Annotated in this window: 16 protein-coding genes and 1 other annotated feature; of the genes, 1 reads left to right on the plus strand and 15 read right to left on the minus strand. The window is 56.4% G+C overall.

Annotated features, from left to right (window positions below; translation table 11 throughout):
- The first annotated feature begins 162 nt into the window (after positions 1-162).
- Positions 163-2052: a multicopper oxidase family protein gene (locus tag KHA84_RS09710; protein WP_213423322.1), complete on the plus strand. Its 1890-nt coding sequence runs from the start codon at positions 163-165 to the stop codon at positions 2050-2052.
- Between the two features lie 102 nt (positions 2053-2154).
- Here the strand turns inward: KHA84_RS09710 and pyrE are convergent, their stop codons facing one another.
- The 15 genes from pyrE to KHA84_RS09785 all read right to left on the minus strand — a co-directional run bounded on the left by pyrE (position 2155) and on the right by KHA84_RS09785 (position 20011).
- On the minus strand, positions 2155-2784 hold the full coding sequence (gene pyrE / locus KHA84_RS09715) for an orotate phosphoribosyltransferase (protein ID WP_213423323.1): 630 nt from the start codon (positions 2782-2784) through the stop codon (positions 2155-2157).
- A gap of 1 nt (position 2785) precedes the next feature.
- A complete protein-coding gene (pyrF, locus tag KHA84_RS09720; protein WP_213423324.1) occupies positions 2786-3493 on the minus strand; it encodes an orotidine-5'-phosphate decarboxylase in 708 nt (235 codons plus the stop codon).
- Positions 3490-4404, minus strand: coding sequence for a dihydroorotate dehydrogenase (locus KHA84_RS09725; protein WP_213423325.1), 915 nt, complete (start codon positions 4402-4404; stop codon positions 3490-3492). The genes pyrF and KHA84_RS09725 overlap by 4 nt, the downstream gene beginning before the upstream one ends.
- Positions 4401-5168 carry a dihydroorotate dehydrogenase electron transfer subunit gene (locus KHA84_RS09730; protein WP_213423326.1) on the minus strand — a complete coding sequence of 256 codons (768 nt, stop codon included), beginning with the start codon at positions 5166-5168 and terminating at the stop codon, positions 4401-4403. Before KHA84_RS09730 ends, KHA84_RS09725 begins: the two co-directional genes overlap by 4 nt.
- On the minus strand, positions 5165-8380 hold the full coding sequence (carB, locus tag KHA84_RS09735) for a carbamoyl-phosphate synthase large subunit (protein WP_213423327.1): 3216 nt from the start codon (positions 8378-8380) through the stop codon (positions 5165-5167). Before carB ends, KHA84_RS09730 begins: the two co-directional genes overlap by 4 nt.
- The gene (locus tag KHA84_RS09740) at positions 8373-9479 is read right to left on the minus strand and encodes a carbamoyl phosphate synthase small subunit (protein ID WP_157296501.1); all 1107 of its coding nucleotides are present in this window, start codon (positions 9477-9479) and stop codon (positions 8373-8375) included. Before KHA84_RS09740 ends, carB begins: the two co-directional genes overlap by 8 nt.
- Positions 9476-10756: a dihydroorotase gene (locus KHA84_RS09745; RefSeq protein WP_213423328.1), complete on the minus strand. Its 1281-nt coding sequence runs from the start codon at positions 10754-10756 to the stop codon at positions 9476-9478. Before KHA84_RS09745 ends, KHA84_RS09740 begins: the two co-directional genes overlap by 4 nt.
- A 1-nt stretch (position 10757) precedes the next feature.
- On the minus strand, positions 10758-11636 hold the full coding sequence (locus KHA84_RS09750; RefSeq protein ID WP_213423329.1) for an aspartate carbamoyltransferase catalytic subunit: 879 nt from the start codon (positions 11634-11636) through the stop codon (positions 10758-10760).
- 131 nt (positions 11637-11767) lie between these two features.
- Positions 11768-13054, minus strand: coding sequence for a uracil-xanthine permease family protein (locus KHA84_RS09755; RefSeq protein ID WP_213423330.1), 1287 nt, complete (start codon positions 13052-13054; stop codon positions 11768-11770).
- Positions 13055-13089: 35 nt separating this feature from the next.
- Entirely contained in the window at positions 13090-13632 is a 543-nt protein-coding gene (pyrR, locus tag KHA84_RS09760; RefSeq protein WP_157296509.1) for a bifunctional pyr operon transcriptional regulator/uracil phosphoribosyltransferase PyrR, read from the minus strand.
- Between the two features lie 199 nt (positions 13633-13831).
- On the minus strand, positions 13832-14746 hold the full coding sequence (locus KHA84_RS09765; RefSeq protein ID WP_419465592.1) for an RluA family pseudouridine synthase: 915 nt from the start codon (positions 14744-14746) through the stop codon (positions 13832-13834).
- Positions 14743-15228: a signal peptidase II gene (lspA, locus tag KHA84_RS09770; RefSeq protein WP_213423332.1), complete on the minus strand. Its 486-nt coding sequence runs from the start codon at positions 15226-15228 to the stop codon at positions 14743-14745. The genes KHA84_RS09765 and lspA overlap by 4 nt, the downstream gene beginning before the upstream one ends.
- A 257-nt stretch (positions 15229-15485) precedes the next feature.
- The gene (gene ileS, locus KHA84_RS09775) at positions 15486-18251 is read right to left on the minus strand and encodes an isoleucine--tRNA ligase (protein ID WP_213423333.1); all 2766 of its coding nucleotides are present in this window, start codon (positions 18249-18251) and stop codon (positions 15486-15488) included.
- A gap of 71 nt (positions 18252-18322) precedes the next feature.
- Positions 18323-18538 (minus strand) — a binding site (T-box leader).
- 62 nt (positions 18539-18600) lie between these two features.
- The gene (locus tag KHA84_RS09780) at positions 18601-19110 is read right to left on the minus strand and encodes a DivIVA domain-containing protein (RefSeq protein WP_213423334.1); all 510 of its coding nucleotides are present in this window, start codon (positions 19108-19110) and stop codon (positions 18601-18603) included.
- 124 nt (positions 19111-19234) lie between these two features.
- Positions 19235-20011, minus strand: coding sequence for a YlmH family RNA-binding protein (locus tag KHA84_RS09785; protein WP_213423335.1), 777 nt, complete (start codon positions 20009-20011; stop codon positions 19235-19237).
- Between the last annotated feature and the right edge of the window lie 101 nt (positions 20012-20112).

The following is a 20112-nucleotide window of genomic DNA, read 5'->3' on the forward strand; positions in this document are numbered from 1 at the left end:
GTCCGCTAAGCGGCAGCCCTTTTTTGCGTTGTTCCGGATCAGCAATTAAATCACTTTTCCCCGGATGATTGTCCATGATTGGGACTATCTGCTTACATACGATGAGATAGCATGCCGGATTCTGACGGTCCATGCAAAAAAAAAGAAAGGAAAGGGTATATGATGGGCAAATGCGTCAAACCTTCAGACCCGGCCAGCATTCCAAAGTTTATGGACCCGCTGCCGAAGCCCCAAGTCGCGATGCCGGTACAGCACGATGACTACCCCGACGGCTCCTATTATGAGCTGGAAATGAAAGAAGGGTTGCACCGCTATCACAAGTACTTCCCCGAAACAAAAATCTGGGGGTACGACGGGCTGATCCCGGGACCGACAATCGAAGCCAGAAAAGATAAAACGACCTATGTGAAATACCTGAACAATCTTCCGGATGAACATTTCCTCCCACTCGACCGCACCCTTCATTCATCCATTGATACAGCCGACGTCCGGACCGTCGTCCACCTCCACGGCGCGAAAGTGGACTGGGAAAGTGACGGCCATCCCGAAGCCTGGTACACGAAAAACTATGAGATGACCGGTCCGACGTTCAAACGGCAGGTGCACGCCTATACAAACCATCAGCCCGGAGCCACCCTCTGGTATCATGACCATGCAATGTCGCTCACGCGGCTGAACGTCTATTCCGGCCTTGCAGGCTTCTACCTGCTACGCGATGCCCTGGAAGACCGCCTCAGGCTGCCTTCAGGCAAGTATGAAATCCCGATGATGATCCAGGACCGTTCGTTCAACGAAGACGGATCGCTCTTCTATCCGGACACACCGCCGTTCCCTGTAACGGTCCATCCTTCCATCACACCGGGTGTTCTCGGAGATACCATTGCCGTCAACGGAAAGCTCTGGCCTTATCTGAACGTGGAGCCAAGAAAATACAGGTTCCGCATTCTGAATGCTTCCAACCGTCGCGGCTACTCCCTGAGTTTATCGAACGGTGGCACCTTCCATCAGATCGGAACAGACGGAGGCCTTCTCGAAGCGCCGGTAGAACTGGCGTCTTTTGATCTGCTGCCGGCAGAGAGGACAGATATCATCATCGACTTCTCGACGATGCAGGGCCAGACCATCACTCTGCTAAATAATGATTCGGAGTTTCCGCTAAACGAGCATACAAGCGTCGTCATGCAGTTCTCCGTCTGTCTGCCGCTGGAAGGTGAGGACGACAGCCAGATTCCGGAAACCCTCTATCCGGATATGGGGCTGCACACCGAGCACGCACACATCGTCCGAAACCTGCCTCTGACAGCGACGACCGATGAATACGGCCGTCCGATGCTCATGCTAAATGACCATATGTATCATGACCCGGCATCCGAAAAGCCGTCTCTCGACAGCATCGAAATCTGGAACTTCATCAATGCGACACCGATCCAGCACCCGATCCATCTCCACCTGATCCAGTTTAAAATCCTTGAACGGCGTCCGTTCGACAGAAATATCTTCTTAGAAACAGGTAAAATCGTGTGGACTGGTCCTGCGGAGCCCCCAAGGGAATACGAGCGCGGCTGGAAGGATGTTGTAAGAGCCGATGTAGACATGGTGACGTCGATTGCGATGCACTGGAAAGACCACGTGGGCAATTACATCTGGCACTGCCACTTCCTGGAGCACGAAGACCATGATATGATGCGTCCGATTACAATCATCGAAGACGCCCATCCGGTTCAATTGCCGCACGCCGAAGATGCCCATCCGGAAGATCCCGCTCCCGCCGAGCCGCCAACCGGCACTGCAGGACCGGAAGAACCCCCAACAACGGATGTGCCAGCCGAGGACACAGCGGGCCAGGTGACTGAAGGCACCGGTGATTCTGACGCCGGAACCACAGTTGAAGGCACGGTTGATGAAGGTTCGGAACCGGCAGTCCAAGAGGATTCCACAGACACCCTGATTGAACCTGAACAGGCAGAGGCCGGAGCAGGCCGAGTCGGCGGTTACAGGCCATGCAACTGCGCGAAATGCCGTTACGCCAGAAGTAAAAAGAAGTTTAGCTAATATGAACGATGCCTGGCCGGGCTCGTGAGAAAAGCTGACAATCAGAAAAAACCGGTGAACGAAGAAATCCGTTCATCGGTTTTTGCCGTTGCGGCACAAAAATCAGAGCTCGCCTTTTTTCAGCTTGCCGTGCCAGTCAAGAAGCCCGGGCAGTGAACCGGCAAGAATGGCGCCCGAGTCGGCTGCCGACTTTGCCAGGGCATCAAAGTCGGTAAGGCTGTGGTGCGATAGCCCGGCCTTATCGAAATTCTTCTCAGCTTTTTCAAGGCCGTATGTAAAGATCGATACGACTCCAAGGACTTCCGCTCCCGCTTCCTTTGCCGCGGCTGCCGCAGTCAGGCTGCTGCCGCCCGTTGAAATCAGGTCCTCGATAATAACCGTCCGGGCCCCTTCCTTCAGTTCCCCTTCGATCTGATTGCCGCGTCCGTGGCCTTTCGGCTTAGACCTGATATAGATCATCGGCTTGTCCATCAGGTCGCTCACCCAAGCGGCATGAGGGATGCCCGCGGTCGCTGTACCTGCGATCACTTCCGCTTCCGGATACTCAGTTCGGATCAATTGTGCCAGGCCCTCTGCAATGCGCTTTCGCACTGCGGGATATGACATCGTCAGGCGGTTGTCGCAATAAATCGGCGATTTAATGCCAGACGCCCATGTGAACGGTTCATCCGGGCTGAAGCGTACGGCTCCGATTGAAAGAAGCGCTTCTGCAGTTTCTCGTTTTAGTGACATGTCAACCTTCCTTCCATTGCCGTTTCACGGTTTCATATGCGGCATTCGGGTCGGCCGCCTGTGTGATGGCACGGCCGACGACAATATGCGTCGAACCCGCCCGTGCAGCATCCGCCGGTGTGGCGATCCGCTTCTGGTCATGCATGTCTCCATCCGGAAGACGGATACCGGGCGTCACTTTCAGGAAGTCTTCTCCGCATGCATCGCGAATGGCCGAGGCTTCGTGAACCGAACAGACCACACCGTCCAACCCGGAATCATCGGCAAGCCGCGCATAGCGGACCACCGAATCCATCAGCGAACCGGGAATTCCCTGTTCAAGGTTCATCTGCTCTTCCCCCGTGGAAGTGAGCTGGGTGACCGCGATCAGTGCCGGACGATTCCGGCCGGCCGGTGTTCCGGCTTCCAGCCCTTCAAGTGCACGCTCCATCATGTCGCTTCCTCCGGCTGCATGGACGTTCACCATGTCCGCACCGACACGGGCGAGGCCTTCCATCGCCCGCCCGACAGTGTTCGGTATATCATGCAGCTTCAGGTCAAGGAATACTTCGTGCCCCCTGTCCTTCACCCTGCCCACGATATCCGGACCGTTCTGGAGATACAGTTCCATGCCGACTTTCACCCACAGGCCGGACGGCATCCTGTCCAGGAATCCAAATGCATCATCCGGCGACGGAAAATCCAGCGCGATAATCGGCGTACGCTTCATATTCTGTGGCTCCTTCCGATGAGTTCAGTAATGTTTTCGATGCCAAGTTCGTCGAGGCGATCCGGAAGGGCATCAATCAGGTTCGGGCAGACAAAATGGTCGACGAAATTCGCGGTCCCGACTGCGACCGCACTGGCACCGGCCGACATGAAGTTGACCACATCATCCACATCGGATATGCCGCCCATCCCGATCACCGGGATTGAGACACTCCGGGAGACTTCATAGACCATGCGCAGTGCGACCGGTTTCACCGCCGGGCCGGAAAGGCCTCCCGTCCCATTCGCGATGACCGGTCTTCCTGTGCGCGGATCGAATCTCATCCCGACAAGCGTGTTGATGAGCGTCAGCCCATCTGCGCCGCCTGACTCAACTGCCCGGGCAATCTCCGTGACGTCGGTAACGTTCGGAGAAAGCTTGACATAAACGGGCACAGACGAGACCGCCTTTACGGCCCTGGTGAGTTCCCCGGCAATCTCGGGATCCGTGCCGAATGTGATGCCGCCGCATTTCACGTTCGGGCATGAGATGTTCAGTTCAAGCGCATGGACATTGGGAGCCTCGGAGATGCGCTCGGCGACCGCGACATAATCTTCCGTCTCGGAGCCGGCGACATTTGCGATGATCGGGACATCGTATTGCTCCAGCCACGGCAGTTCTTCCGTGACGACTTTCTCGAGCCCCGGATTCTGGAGGCCGATTGCATTCAGCATTCCTGCGGGCGTTTCGGCGACACGGGGTGTCTGGTTTCCGAACCTCGGTTCAAGGGTGGTCGCTTTCACCATGATGGCTCCAAGCTTTGACAGGTCATACAGTTGTGCATATTCCTTGCCGAATCCGAAACAGCCGCTTGCCGGCATGATCGGATTTTTCAGTGTGAGTCCGGGCAGTTCCACCTGTAGCCGGTTCATATCGTCACCACCCCCGCCTTGAATACCGGGCCGTCCGAACAGACCTTTACATAGCCGCGGTCGTTTGAATCCGTGTGGCAGACACAGGCGAAGCACGCACCGATGCCGCAGCCCATCCGTTCTTCAAAACTCAGATAGCCTTCCGTCCCTGTCATCCCGTCCGCAACGGCTTTCAGCATCGGGAGCGGACCGCAACTGTAATACACGCTGAACTCATGAATGAGTGATTCCAAGACATCGGTCACAAACCCTTTTTTCCCCCGCGAGCCGTCAACCGTCGCGATATGGGTTTCCCCGAGGCGGCTGAATTCTTCCTCATAGAAGACCACATCGTCCGACTGGAAGCCGAGCACATGTACCGGCTCGACCCCTGCTTCCTTCAGACGCCTTGACAGACCGTAAAGTGGCGGTACTCCAACCCCGCCGCCGACAAGCAGCGCCTTCGTCCCGGGAACAGCGGCCTCAACGGGGAACCCGTTCCCGAGCGGACCGAGAACGTCCGCCTGACCATGACGCTCCTTTTCCGAAATCACGCGCGTTCCGTAGCCATCTGCACGGTAGATAAGCGTGAGCCTTCCATCGCCATAGTCGGCAATGCTAATCGGCCGCCGGAGAAGCGGGTCCATCGTCTCCCCAGCCCGCACATGGACAAATCTGCCGGGTTCCCCGACCTCATCGGCCAGTTCCCCTTCCAGGATAAGTTCATAAATGTTCCGGGCAATCTCTCTCTGTCCCGTCACCTTCATGCGTTCATTTCGGATCATGCATGGACCTCCTGTGCAGACTTCGCATTACGCGGAAGCATCGCCTCGGCAGAGAAAGTCATCGATTCAATCACACGGAGCACGGCCTTCGCCGTATCCATCGATGTCATGCACGGAATTCCGTTTTCGACGGATTCACGGCGGATGCGGAATCCGTCGCGTTCAGGCTGCTTGCCTTTGGTGAGTGTGTTGATGATGAACTGGGCTTCTCCGGTCTGGATGACGTCGATCAGCGTCTTGCCTTCCCCGCCGATCTTGCCGACCGTCCTGACAGGCAGACCCGCTTCGCGGAATGTTTCCGCCGTGCCTTCCGTTGCGAGCAGCTGATAGCCGATATCCGCGAATCGGGCCGCGATGCCCGCGGCTTCTTCCTTATCCTTGTCGGAGACCGTGAAGAGGACTGTGCCGTGGTCGCGGATTTCCATGCCGGAAGCGATAAATCCTTTGTAGAGCGCTTTTTCGAACGTGTCGTCCTTGCCCATGACCTCCCCCGTCGATTTCATCTCAGGGCCAAGCGTGATGTCTACGCGTGCCAGCTTGGCGAAGCTGAACACCGGAACTTTTACGTAAACGCCGCTGACTTGCTCCAGCAGTCCGGTCTGGTAGCCCTGAGCGGTGATCGATTCCCCTAGAATCGCCTTTGTCGCGATGTTGGCCATCGGGATACCCGTGATCTTGCTGAGGAACGGAACCGTACGGCTCGAGCGCGGGTTCACTTCGATGACGTAGACTTCGCCGTCCGCGATCACATACTGAATGTTCATGAGGCCGACGATGTTAAGTCCGCGTGCAAGCCGCTCCGTGTAGTCCGCCAGTGTGGCGACCTGCTTGTCCGTGAGGCTTTGCGGCGGATAGACCGCAATGGAGTCCCCGGAGTGGACGCCTGCGCGCTCGACGTGCTCCATGATGCCCGGGATCAGGACGTTTTCGCCGTCGCAGATGGCATCGACTTCGATCTCCTTGCCCGTCAGATATCTGTCGATCAGAACCGGGTGTTCCGGGCTTGCCTCGACGGCATGCTCCATGTAGTGCCTCAGTTCCTGCTCGTTGTAGACGATTTCCATCGCGCGGCCCCCAAGGACATACGACGGGCGGACAAGCACGGGATAGCCGATGCCGCGGGCGATTTCCACTGCTCCAGGCGTGGAAACCGCCGTTTTTCCGAGCGGCTGCGGGATGCCGAGTCCGCGGAGCGTCTCTTCGAACTTGTCTCGGCTTTCCGCGCGGTCGAGGTCTTCCAGTGTCGTACCGAGGATCTTCACTCCGCGGGCCTCCAGGGCATCTGCCAGGTTGATCGCCGTCTGGCCGCCAAATTGGACGATGACGCCTTTTGGCTGCTCGAGGTCGATGATCGCCATGACGTCCTCGATCGTGAGCGGCTCGAAGTAGAGCTTGTCGGAGATGGAGAAGTCGGTAGAAACCGTCTCCGGGTTGTTGTTGATGATGATCGCCTCGTAGCCGGCTTCCTGGATGGCCCAGACCGAGTGGACTGTGGCATAGTCGAACTCGACGCCCTGTCCGATCCGGATCGGGCCCGAACCGAGAACGATGACGCTTTCCTTGCCTGATTTCAGCGACTCATTTTCTTCTTCATAAGTGCCGTAGAAATAAGGCGTCTCGGATTCGAATTCTCCGGCACATGTATCGACCATCTTGTAGACCGGCACGAGTCCTTGTTCGGTACGCCACTCGTACACATCCCGCTCCTTCGTCTCCCAGAGTTCGGCGATGGTGCGGTCTGCGAAGCCCATGCGTTTCGCTTTGCGGGCGACCGTGCGGTCAAACGGGTTTTCCCTGAGCGAGTTTTCGTAGGCCACGATCTTTTCGAGCTTGTTCAGGAAGAAGAAGTCGATCTTGCTCCACTCATGGATCTCTTCCACCGTGACTCCGCGGCGAAGCGCCTCGCCGATGAAGAACAGGCGCTCATCGCCCGCGCGGCGGATGCGCTTTTCGATCCATTCCATCGAGAGGTCTTCCCCGTGCTTCAGATTCAGGTGGTAAAGGCCTGTCTCAAGGGAACGCACGGCTTTCAGAATGGCTTCCTCGAATGTTCTGCCGATGGACATGACTTCCCCGGTCGCCTTCATCTGCGTGCCCAGGTTTCGCTTTGCGCTTTCAAACTTGTCGAACGGCCAGCGAGGGATCTTCGCGACGATGTAGTCGATCGTCGGTTCGAAGCAGGCATAGGTCTGTCCCGTCACCGGGTTCATCATCTCATCCAGTGTCAGACCGACTGCAATTTTGGATGCGAGCTTTGCAATCGGATAGCCCGTCGCTTTAGAGGCAAGAGCGGACGATCGGCTGACACGCGGGTTGACTTCGATCGCGTAGAAGTTGAAGCTGTCCGGGTCGAGCGCCAGCTGGACGTTGCAGCCGCCCTCGATTCCAAGCGCACGGATGATGTTGAGCGACACGTTCCGGAGCATCTGGACTTCACGGTCGGACAGTGTCTGGACAGGTGCCACGACGATCGAGTCGCCGGTGTGGATCCCGACCGGGTCGAAGTTTTCCATGCTGCAGACAACAATGGCATTGTCCGCGGAGTCGCGCATCACTTCGAATTCGATCTCTTTAAAGCCTGCGATCGACTTTTCGAGGAGACACTGGCTGACCGGGCTGTACTTCAGGCCGCTCGCGACAATCTCTTCAAGTTCCTTGTCGTCGTGGCAGATGCCGCCGCCCGTGCCGCCGAGCGTAAATGCCGGGCGCACGATGACCGGATAGCCGATTTCCGCAACGAACGCCTTTGCTTCCTCAAGATTATGGATGATGTCGCTTTCCGGTACCGGTACGTCCAGTTCGTTCATGAGGGAGCGGAACAGCTCGCGGTCCTCGGCTTTGTTGATGGCGTCCAGCTTCGTGCCGAGCACTTCGATGCCGAGTTCATCCAGAATTCCCGACTTGTCCAGATCGATGGCCATATTGAGGCCGGTCTGGCCGCCGAGTGTCGGCAGGATCGCGTCAGGACGCTCCTTGCGGATGATCCGGGAGACAAATTCCAGGGAAATCGGTTCAATGTATACCTTATCCGCAATCTCCGTGTCGGTCATAATCGTTGCCGGGTTGGAGTTGATGAGGATCACCCGGTACCCTTCTTCTTTCAGGGAGAGGCAGGCCTGTGTTCCGGCATAGTCGAACTCTGCGGCCTGGCCGATGACGATTGGCCCGGAACCGATGACGAGGATCGTTTCAATATCTGTGCGTTTAGGCATTGGCGATGATCTCCTTTCCGTTGTGGCGCTCCATGATGTCGATAAACCGGTCGAACAGATGGTTGGAATCCTCCGGTCCCGGAGAAGCTTCGGGATCGAATTGGACGGAGAATGCCGCATGTGTCTCATGGGCAAGTCCCTCGACCGTGCCGTCATTAAGAGCGACATGGGTCACGGTCAGGCCTGTCCCTTCGAGAGAGTCCCGGTCCACCGCGTACTGGTGGTTTTGGGAAGTGATTTCCGTACGGCCCGTTTGCAGGTCTTTCACGGGATGGTTGCCGCCGTGATGGCCGAAGCGCATCTTGAATGTCTTCGCCCCGCAGCTGATGGCAAGCAGCTCGTGGCCGAGGTTGATGCCGAAGACTGGAACTTTTCCGAGCACTTCGCGGATAAAGGCAGGCGCTTCTTGAACATCTTCCGGATTGCCAGGCCCGTTCGAAAGAAGGATTCCATCCGGATGCCAGGCGAGCACGTCCTCGGCAGAAGTATCGTAAGGAACGACCAGGACATCGCAGCCGCGCTTATTCAGCTCGCGGAGAATGCCGTGCTTCATTCCGTAGTCTACGACGGCCACTCGCTTGCCGCGGCCCGGACTCGGGTAAGGACGTTTGGTCGAGACGGCTTCGACGAGGCCCGGTGCCATTTCGGAGGCCGCCAGCACCTGAAGTGCTGTATTCAGATCAACATCCTTTCCGGCTTCGGTGAGCATTCCCTTCATCGTGCCTTTTTTGCGGATGATGCGGGTCAGTTTACGGGTATCGATCTCGGATATCCCGGGAATGCTACGCTTTTGCATGAAGGAGGAGAGCGTTTCGTCACAGCGGAAATTCGACGGCTGCTCCTCGATTTCGCGGACCGCGAGTGCGCCGAGGTTCAGGTCGACCGATTCGGAGTCATCGCGGTTCACCCCGTAGTTGCCGATGAGCGGGTAGGTCATGACAAGAATCACGCCCGTATTGGACGGGTTCGTCAGTGCTTCCTGGTAGCCGCTCATGCTGGTCGTGAAGACGACTTCGCCGACCATGCCGCGGTCCGCTCCGAACGCCTCTCCCTCAAATACCGTACCGTCTTCAAGAATCAGATATCGCTTTTTTGTCATTGTTGACCCTCCTGCCAAACGATGTTGCCGCCGAAGATCGTCATGACCGGCCAGCCTTTGCATGAGCGGCCTCCGAACGGAGTGTTCTTTCCTTTTGATGCAAATGTTTCAGGTTCAATTGTTTTTTCCTTTTCAAGGTCGATCAGGACAAGGTCAGCTGGCAGCCCTTCCGCGATTCGGCCGTATCCGAGGCCGAACACATCCGCCGGCTTTTCAGACAGCCAGTCCGTCAGCTGCTTGAGCGTCCACTTGCCTGTCTCGACGAAGTTCGTGTAGAGCAGCGGGAAAGCCGTCTCGAGGCCCGTGATGCCGAACGGTGCCTTTTCCATCCCGGCCGCCTTTTCTTCAGCGGTATGCGGGGCGTGGTCCGTGGCGATCACATCGATCGTGCCGTCGAGCAGCCCTTCGTGAAGGGCTTCCAGATCTTCCTGTGCGCGGAGCGGCGGATTCATCTTCCAGTTTGCATCATCGCCCGGAATGTCGTCTTCCGTCAGCAACAGATGGTGGGGCGTGACTTCCGCCGTCACCCGGATGCCTGCCGCCTTCGCGTCCCGGATTGTCCTCACAGACTCCTTCGTGCTCACATGGCAAACGTGATAGTGCGCGCCGGCCGCCTCTGCCAGAAGGACATCCCTTGAGATATGGACGGATTCAGCAATCGACGGGATGCCCGGGATGCCGAGCTCCCTGCTCCGCTTGCCGTCATGCATGGCGCCGCCATAGATGAGCGTGTTATCTTCGCAGTGCGCCACGACCGGCATGCCGAGCCCCGCCGCATCCCGCATCGCCTCGTACATCATGCCCGCCGACTGGACGCCGACGCCGTCGTCTGTAAAGGCGAATGCGCCGTTTTGCTCCAACTCCGCCATGTCTGTCCGTTCCTTGCCTGCTTCGCGGATGGTGATCGACGCATAAGGCAGCACCCGGACCCGAGCGTTTTCTTCGATGAGCTCGTTGACCTTGCCGATGTTTTCCGCCGAGTCCGGGACAGGCCTCGTGTTCGGCATTGCACAGATGGTCGTGAATCCGCCGCGCGCCGCCGCTTCCGTGCCCGTGCGGATCGTCTCTTTATTCTCGCCCCCCGGTTCACGCAGATGGACGTGCACATCGATCAGTCCCGGCGCGGCAAACCGTCCGCCTCCGTCGACGATCTCATGGCCTTCCTTAGGCAGTTCGTGCCCGATTTCCTTGAACAGGCCGTCTTCAATCAGGATTTCCCCATTCTTGAGTGTCCCGTTTTCATCCAGCATCCGGATGTTACTGATCAATGTGCCCATCTTAATCTCTCCCCTTCAATATCGATTCGAGTACTGCCATCCTCACATAGACCCCGTTCTCCACTTGCCGGAAAATTCTGGAGCGGCTATGTTCAACCAGTTCATCGGCAATTTCCACGCCCCGGTTGACGGGTGCCGGATGCATAATGATCGCGTCTTTCTTCATCCGTTCCACACGCTCTACCGTCAGCCCGTAACGGTTGTGGTAATCTTCGGCAGAAAACGACCCGTCTCCGCTGTGCCGTTCGTGCTGGACGCGGAGCAGCATCACTGCGTCGCTGTCCGGAAGAACGTCTTCCCAATCTTCAACCGAGTTGAAATCGCCTTGCCATTCAGGCGGACAGAGAATCCGGACGTCTGCTCCGAACATTTTGAGCGCGTCCCTGCCGGACTTGGCCACCCTGCTGTGCGAGACGTCACCGGCAATGGTCACCTTCAGTCCTTCCAAAGTGCCGAACTCCTCACGCAGTGTGAACAGGTCGAGCAGCGTCTGTGTCGGGTGCTGGGCGGAACCGTCTCCCGCATTGATGATCGCCACAGAAGTCCGGCCCTCCAATTCTTTATAGAAGCGGTCCTCCGGATGCCGGATCACAAGCGCATCAAGGCCGATTGCTTCCAGTGTACGAACCGTGTCGTAGAGGGTCTCTCCCTTCAGCGTGCTCGAGAACCCCGCTTCAAAGGGGATGACTTCAAGACCGAGCCTCCTCTCCGCCATTTCGAAACTTATCTTGGTGCGTGTGCTCGGTTCGAAAAACAGATTGCTGATGTAATGGGTCCGGCCGATTTCCGGCACGGCCCCGCACCTCAGTTCCGCCGCTCTGTCGAGAATGCGGCTGATCCCATCCATCCCAAGCCGTGTGATTGATAGCAGGTGGTCCATGATGACAGTCCTCCTTATGTAAAAAGAGCCTTTCCGGGTTTTGGAAAGGCTCTTTTCGCTTCGGTGGATACACGTATCCCGTCTGCGGCAAAAGGGCCTTTCCGTATCTCCCGGATACAGTTAAAAGGCGGTTATTCGATTTCGCCCGCTTCGCTTCCTTCCGGCTTGCCCGGCAAGAGCAGGTTGAGCACTACCCCAAGGATGGCGGCGAGCGCCATGCCCTCGATTTTGAACGTTTCGCTGATTTCGATAGCCGCTCCTCCGATTCCCGTCACGAGAATGACAGAGGCGATCACCAAGTTGCGCTGCTTGTCGAAGTCGATGCCGTGCTCGACCAGCATGCGGAGACCGGAGGAAGCGATGATCCCGAACAGCAGGATGGAGATGCCCCCGAGCACCGCCTGCGGGATGGTGGCAATCAGTGCCATCAGTTTGCCAAGGAAAGAGAACAGGATTGCCAGTACCGCCGCCCCGAAAATAACGTGGATGCTGAACACCCTTGTCAGCGCGAGGACGCCGATGTTCTCTCCGTAGGTCGTCTTTGGCGGGCCGCCGACCAGCCCGCTAAAGAATGTTCCGAGCCCGTCGCCGAGAAGCGAGCGGTGGAGGCCCGGCTCCCTGATGAAGTTCCTGTCCACAATCCGGCCGAGTACCAGCTGATGGCCGATATGCTCGGAAATCGTCACGATCGCGATCGGCACCATGACTGCGAGAAGCGTTCCCGTCACTTGGAATTCGTAATGCACACCAGGCACGATAAAGTCCGGAAGCGCAAACCAGTCTGCTTCTCTGACCGGTGAAAAATCAATGATTCCGATAGCGGCCGAATAGACGTATCCGGTGACGATCCCGATCAGGACCGGCATGAGGCTCACCAGCCCCTTAAAGAAGATGATGCAGATGACGGCTGTTGCAAGCGTCACGATCGCGGCCGAGAAATGAAGAAAGCTGTATGTGCTTTCCCCGTTCACCTCGATGGTGCTTGCCATGCCGACCGCAGTCGGAGCAAGCGCCAGGCCGATGACCATGATGACCGGCCCGACGACGATCGGCGGCAGGAGCCGCATGATCCACCGGTGCCCCGTTTTCCAGATCAGGAGCGAAACGAGCGCGTAGACCAGGGAGACAAACAAACTGCCGATCATGGCGCTGCCGATGCCTCCCGCCTGTGTCGCCACCTGGATCGGAATGATGAACGCGAACGAAGAGCCGAGATATGCCGGGACTTTGAATCCGGTCACCAGGATAAATACGATGGTTGCGATCCCGCTTGTCAAAAGCGCGATTGCCGGACTGAGTCCGACAAGCTGTGGAACGAGGATCGTCGCCCCGAACATCGCGAACATATGCTGTAGGCTGAGTGTCAGAAGCCTGCCATTTGACGGCTTATCCTGGATGTCGAGTACTGCGTTTGCCATGCTTCAAGCTCTCCATTCTAAGAAAGAAATTGCCATTACCGTTTTTCGAGGGTCACGCTGTCCGTGCCGTCCGTTTCCTTCAGAAGGACAGTGACCCGCTCGTCTTTGGAAGTCGGGATGTTTTTTCCGACATAATCGGGGCGGATCGGGAGTTCCCGGTGGCCTCTGTCGACCAGTACGGCAAGCTGGATGCTTGCCGGGCGGCCCGTGTCCATCAGGGCGTCCATTGCTGCTCGCACTGTCCTTCCCGTATACAGCACATCGTCGATCAGGATGACTTTCCTGCCTGTCAGGTCCTGCTCGATGTCGATTTGTTGCACAAGCGGTGCATCCATCCTCTCTTTCTTGCCGATGTCATCCCGGTAAAGCGTGATGTCCAGTTCTCCCATGTCGATCGAAGCACCCTCGATCGTTTCGATCTTGTCTGCAAGCCTCTTGGCAAGGTCGACTCCCCGGGTCTTGATGCCGACGAGGATACAGTTGTCGATCCCTTTGTTCCGCTCGATGATTTCGTGGGCGATCCTGGTTACGGCCCGTCCGATCGCCTTGTCATCCAGAAGATTCACTGTTTCTCCCATCCGGGTTTCCTCCTTTTATTCCAAATAAAATACCCTCCAGCCGGCAGGCAGGAGGGCAGATGTGCAGAATTTATCCGTGAAGCCATGCGCTCGGCATGGGTCCGCGGATTCCCGTACAACCTTCCCGGCCTCTCTGGACCGACTTAAAGGTTCGCTATTTGATTCGTCTGACTCACTATACACCTGCGGCGGGAGGGTGTCAATCCCGTTCCCGCAATTTCCCGAGAAGAGCATTGAAGTCTTCGGGAAGTGGTGCCTCGAATTCCATGTACTCCCCTGTGGAGGGATGGGTGAATCCCAGCACGCCCGCATGCAGAACCTGCCCATCGAAAGAAAGTGTCTTTTTCGGACCGTACTTCGGGTCTCCTGCGAGCGGGTGGCCGATGTAACGCATGTGGACACGAATCTGGTGGGTCCGTCCGGTCTCAAGCCGGCACTCCACGAGCGTGAAGTCCCCGAAACGTTCGGTGACGGTGAAATGGGTGACCGCATCCCGTCCTCCGTCAATGACGGTCATCCGCTGGCGGTCTTTCGGATCCCGCCCGATCGGCGCGTCCACTGTACCCTCATCATGTGCGATATTTCCATGGACGAGTGCGGTGTATTTCCGCGTCACCGTTTTTTCGGAAAGCTGCTTGGCCAGTGACGCATGGGCCAGATCATTTTTGGCAACAGCCAGCAGTCCTGTCGTATCCTTGTCGATCCGGTGCACGATTCCCGGGCGCATGACGCCGTTGATGCCCGACAGGTCGGTGCAATGATGCATCAGCCCATTGACGAGCGTGCCGGCTGCATGTCCTGCTGCCGGATGGACGACCATACCGCGCGGTTTGTTGACGACGAGGACATCGGCGTCTTCATGGACGATGTCCAAGTTTAAATCCTCAGGGATGATTTCAAGCGGCTCTGGTTCCGGTTCGGACACCTCGACCCGGTCGCCTTCTTTCAACTGGTAATTCGGCTTCACGGTTTTGCCGTTGACGAGAATCATGCCTTCCTTAACCCATGATTGAACTTTCGAGCGCGTCCATTCAGGGTCGAATGCGGACAGGCCTTTGTCGATGCGGTTGCCGCTGTGTTCCGAAGTGATGTCAATCGTTTGTTTTTCCATCATGGCTCCTTTTTGTTCCGCTTTTCTTTCAATTCTTCAAGAAGCATGTGCACGATGAGCAGGATGACCCCGATGGTCAGAGCGGCATCAGCGACGTTGAAGATCGGGAAGTCATAGTTGATGACCGGGATCAGGACATCGGCAAAGTCGACGACTTCGCCCATCCGGAGCCGGTCGATGAAATTGCCGAGCGCACCGCCGAGAAGCATCATGAGGCTCACCCGGAAGCCTTTCCCGCCTTCTTTTCCGTGCTTGTGGAAATAATACAGGATTCCCGCGACGACCACCACTGTCACAATGTAGAACAGCCACATCTGGCCTTGCAGCATTCCCCATGCCGCTCCGCGGTTGCGGTGTGACAAAATGGCGAAATACGGATCCAGCACGGTAACCCGCTCTCCGACTTCCATATATTTCACGACGAGCCACTTTGTCCACTGGTCGATGATGACAAGGGCCGCCGCGATGGCGTAGTAGAATAACACGTCTTTTCCTCCATCCGGTTGAATCCTGTTTATTTTACCATACGTTGCCGGAATCGTGCGCCTGGATGTGGAGATGCCTAAAGACATATTGACTAACAGACTGCAGTCAAAAAGCAAACAATTGTTGTCCGGATCTTTAACCAATACTCGATAGATCACTAAAGCGCAAAATTAGGGCCATCCATGACAAATCGAACCCAGAAAGATTATTCTGGGTCCGATTCTGTCTATGCCCCCATGAAGGGAGCAGCTGTTGCTTATGCTTCATAGTGACTGATGACGACGTCGGCGCAGCGTACGCAGAGTTCCGGATGTTTCGGGTTTTCTCCAACTGTGCCCGGTACGGACCAGCAACGCGCACATTTCTCGCCTTCCGCCTTTTCAACGACAACACGGACCCGGGAGCCCGTCGCGTCTGCAGGGGAATTTTCCAGATTGCCGCCAATGCGGAAGCCGGAAACGATAAAGAACTGTGCGAAGTCGATGTCTTCCGAAGTCAGGAGCACTTTGAGATCTTCCGGAACATAGACGGTTACAGCCGCTTCGAGCGATTTGCCGATGACTTTCCCGTTCCGGGCTTCTTCCAGGGCCTTCAGAACATCGTCACGGATCTCCATCAGCTCGGAGAAGCGGGCCATGAGGGCAAAGTCTTCATCTGTTTCTTCGCGGGCATCCGGCATATCGGTCAGCTGAACACTCACCTCTTCTTCATGTACGAGGTAATCCCACATTTCATCGGTTGTGTGCGGGATGATCGGCGACATGAGCTTGAGGAGTGCGATCAGCGTGTCATACATGACTGTCTGCATCGCACGGCGATGCGGATGATCGGCCGCCTCGATGTAAACCACGTCTTTTGCAATATCGAGATAGAACGAGCTGAGGTCGACCGTCACGAAATTGTTGACGGATGTATAGACCGTCATGAACTCGTAGCGGTCATAAGCCTCCCGGACTGTACGGATCAGGCGCTGGAGCTTAAGCTCCATGTACTTATCGACCGGACGGAGGTCAACGTGTGCGACACGGTCCTTTGCCGGATCAAAGTCTGCCAAGTTCCCGTGCAGGAAGCGAAGCGTGTTGCGGATTTTCCGGTACACTTCCGACACCTGCTTGAAAATGGCGTCTGACACATGCACATCCGCCGTGTAGTCCGTGGACGAAACCCACAGGCGCAGGATGTCCGCACCCATCTGGTCCATGACTTTTGCAGGTACGATGACGTTGCCGAGCGACTTGCTCATCTTGCGGCCCTCGCCGTCCAGCGTGAAACCATGGCTCAGAATGCCTTTGTATGGCGCGATGCCGTTGATGGCCACAGAGGTCGTCAAGGACGAGTTGAACCAGCCGCGGTACTGGTCAGATCCCTCAAGGTAAAGATCGGCCGGATAGACGAGGTCATCACGCTCGACGAGGACGCCCTGGTGAGTCGATCCGGAGTCGAACCAGACATCCATGATATCCGTCTCTTTCGTGAACTTGCCGTTCGGGCTGCCCGGATGTGTGAAGCCTTCCGGCAGCAGGTCCTTTGCTTCGCGCTCGAACCAGACATTCGATCCGTGCTCGCGGAACAGTTTTTGTACATATGTGATCGTTTCGTCGGTGATGATGGGCTCCCCGTTTTCCGCGTAGAAGACCGGAATCGGCACGCCCCATGCCCTCTGGCGGGAGATGCACCAGTCTCCGCGGTCGCGGACCATGTTATAGAGACGGGTTTCCCCCCACGCCGGCGTGAACGATGTGTTACGGATCGCCTGCAGCAGCTCCTCTCTGAACTTCTCGATCGAAGCAAACCACTGGGCAGTGGCGCGGAAGATGACCGGCTTTTTGGTGCGCCAATCGTGCGGGTAGGAGTGAGTCATGAATTCAAGATGCACGAGGGCTCCCTTTTCTTTCAATGCATCCGTGATCGGCTTGTTTGCCTGGTCATAGAAGAGGCCTTCGAAGCCCGGTGCCTCGTCAGTCATGTAGCCGCGGTCATCCACCGGGCACAGCACGTCGAGGCCGTTCGCCTTGCCGACGTGGAAGTCGTCTTCCCCGTGACCCGGCGCAGTATGGACACAGCCGGTACCGGCATCGATCGTGACATGGTCCCCAAGTATGATCAGTGAATCCCTGCCGTAAAGCGGATGTCCGGCAGTAAGATGTTCAAGTTCCCTGCCCTTCAGTTCTCCCAGCGTCTCAACATTTTCCCAACCGACATTGGAGGCAACATCTTCAAGAAGGTCCTTGGCCAGGATATACTTTTTGCCGTCCGCTTCGACGACGGAATAGTCGAAGTCCGGATGGACCGAGATTCCGAGGTTGGCCGGGATCGTCCAAGGGGTCGTCGTCCAGATCAGGAAGTTCACGTCTGTATCCAGAACACCCTTGCCGTCCTTGACCGGGAATGCGACATAGATTGAAGGCGACTTTTTGTCCTTGTACTCAATCTCCGCTTCCGCAAGTGCGGATTCGCTAGACGGCGACCAGTAGACCGGCTTTTTGCCCTTGTAGATATAGCCCTTTTTGGCCATGTCTCCGAAGACACCGATCTGGCGAGCCTCAAACTCGGGGTTCAATGTGATGTACGGATTTTCCCAGTTTCCGCGGACACCGATCCGCTTAAACTGTGTGCGTTGACGGTCGATCTGCTCAAGCGCGTATTCCTTGCAGAGCTCACGGAATTCGGCCACCGTCATTTCCTTCCGGTTGACCCCTTTGTTGACAAGCGCCTGTTCGATCGGCAGGCCGTGTGTATCCCATCCCGGCACGTAAGGAGCGTGGTAGCCGGCCATGGAACGGTGCCGGACGACAATGTCTTTCAATACCTTGTTGAGTGCATGCCCCATATGGAGGTCACCGTTGGCGTACGGCGGGCCGTCGTGAAGAACGAAAAACGGACGGCCTTCAGTCCGTTTCTGCACCTTTTCATAGATGTCCATCTCATCCCATTTTTCCTGCATCTTCGGCTCATTTTTCGGCAGGTTTCCGCGCATCGGGAAATCTGTCTTTGGCATGAGCAATGTACTTTTGTAGTCCATCCTGTTTCCTCCTCTTATTGAACCCTGCACAAGCGGCATCCATCCAAAAAAATAAAAAAGCCCCGTCCCCAAAAAGGGACGGAGCCTCTGCCCGCGTTACCACCCTCATTGCAGCACGCATGCGTACCGCCTCTCGGACACCGTAACGGGGTGTGGCGGGACCGCGTACTGCATTTCCGCGGTCCGGCTCCGGAGTGATATTCGTTGGCAGCTTCCGCACCGGGCTCCCACTGTCCCCGGCTCGCTTTTGCATCCGCTGTCCCTACTGTCTCCATCTTCGCCTTTATATTGGATTGTTCAGTTTGCTTGTCGTCATTATAAAGAATCAGATTCCGCCGGTCAAGACAACTTACTCTTCCTCGGCCTCCAGCTTTTCCAGTCCTGCCGTGTCGACTTCGTAGTCCATCAGAAGGTCCCAGTCATCGGTGTTGATCATCTCCAGCTGTGCCTCCGCGAGCATCCGGAAGCGGTTCCGGAATACTTTGGACTGCTTTTTCAGCTCTTCGATCTCGCCCGCAATCCTGCGTGCCTTGGTCAGGGCATCATTTACGATGCGGTCTGCGTTTTTCTCGGCTTCTTTGACGATGAGTTTCGCTTCCTTCTGGGAGTTGCGGCGCACTTCCTCTGCCGCCTCCTGCGCGATGAGGATGGAGGATTGAAGCGTGTTCTCAATCGTCGTAAAGTGTGTGACCCGTTCGTTCGTCATGTCGAGCTGTTCTTCCAGCTGTTTGTTTTTTTGGAGAACGGCCTCATAGTCTTTCATGATCTGTTCGAGGAATTCGTTAACCTCGTCTTCATCGTACCCTCGGAATGAGCGTCCGAATTCCTTGTTATGTATATCAAGCGGTGTCAATGCCATTGTGTTGCATCTCCCCTTTTTCAAACTCCGTTGTGACCTATTATACATGTACCCGGCATCCGTGACACGGCAAATCCGAAAATTTTGGCGGGAAACCACGCTTTCTGCCGAAATCCGCTGCCGATTATTTTAGAGTGCCGATGATCAGGCGGATCCGTTCTTTTTTCGTGCGGCCTGCAATCTCTTCAATACGGATCCGGCCATATCCGCGGACCGAAAGAAGATCCGAGTCAGACAGTTCAAACGAAACGGATTCACGGACTGCATGGTTGACCTTGACCCGGCCGGATTGGATCAGCGAAGCGGCTTTTTGTCTTGACAGATTAAGTGCGCCGGCAAGGACGGTATCCAGCCGGAGGGATGAGACTGTAATTGACTCCTCCTCATAATGCTCGGTCTGCGGCAAAAATGATTCTGAGGAGCCCACTTCCGAAATACGCACCTTCGCCTTTCCGACTGCCTGAAGATTAACGGAAAGGTAATCAGCGAGTGAACGGTCGGCCGCAAACTGGACAATATCGTCACCGGTCCGGATATCGCCGAACCTGGCCCTGTCAATGCCGAGGCCGGTGAGCGATCCAAGCACATCACGGTGTCCGATTTCGATGAACTTGGACGGATAGCGGATTTCCATCACCGATATCTCATAATCCACCGGCTGGGCATCAAAATAAGATGGAGCGATCATCATGCGTTGCCGCTCCGCCTCCGGAAGACCGCCAAATTCTGTGATGACCAGATCATCCGACCCGGCCACCGCCCGGACGATGTGTCTTTGCCTCGGGTCCAGAAACCCGGTCAGTTTCGGCGCATACCGGTCTTCTACCTCGGTCGCCCAACCACTTGCCTGCTCGATAAATGGCTGTTCGTCCTTTCTGAAGTGCTGAAAGATCTCGTTCATTGTCCGGTACCATCCTTTCTATTGAAGTGGAAAGTAATAAAAAGCGAGTGTCCTGCAGCCAGTATGGCCAACCGTCTTGAAACTGAAGCTCATAAAAAAAA

This window comes from Bhargavaea massiliensis (assembly GCF_018390575.1).
Lineage (GTDB): Bacteria > Bacillota > Bacilli > Bacillales_A > Planococcaceae > Bhargavaea > Bhargavaea massiliensis.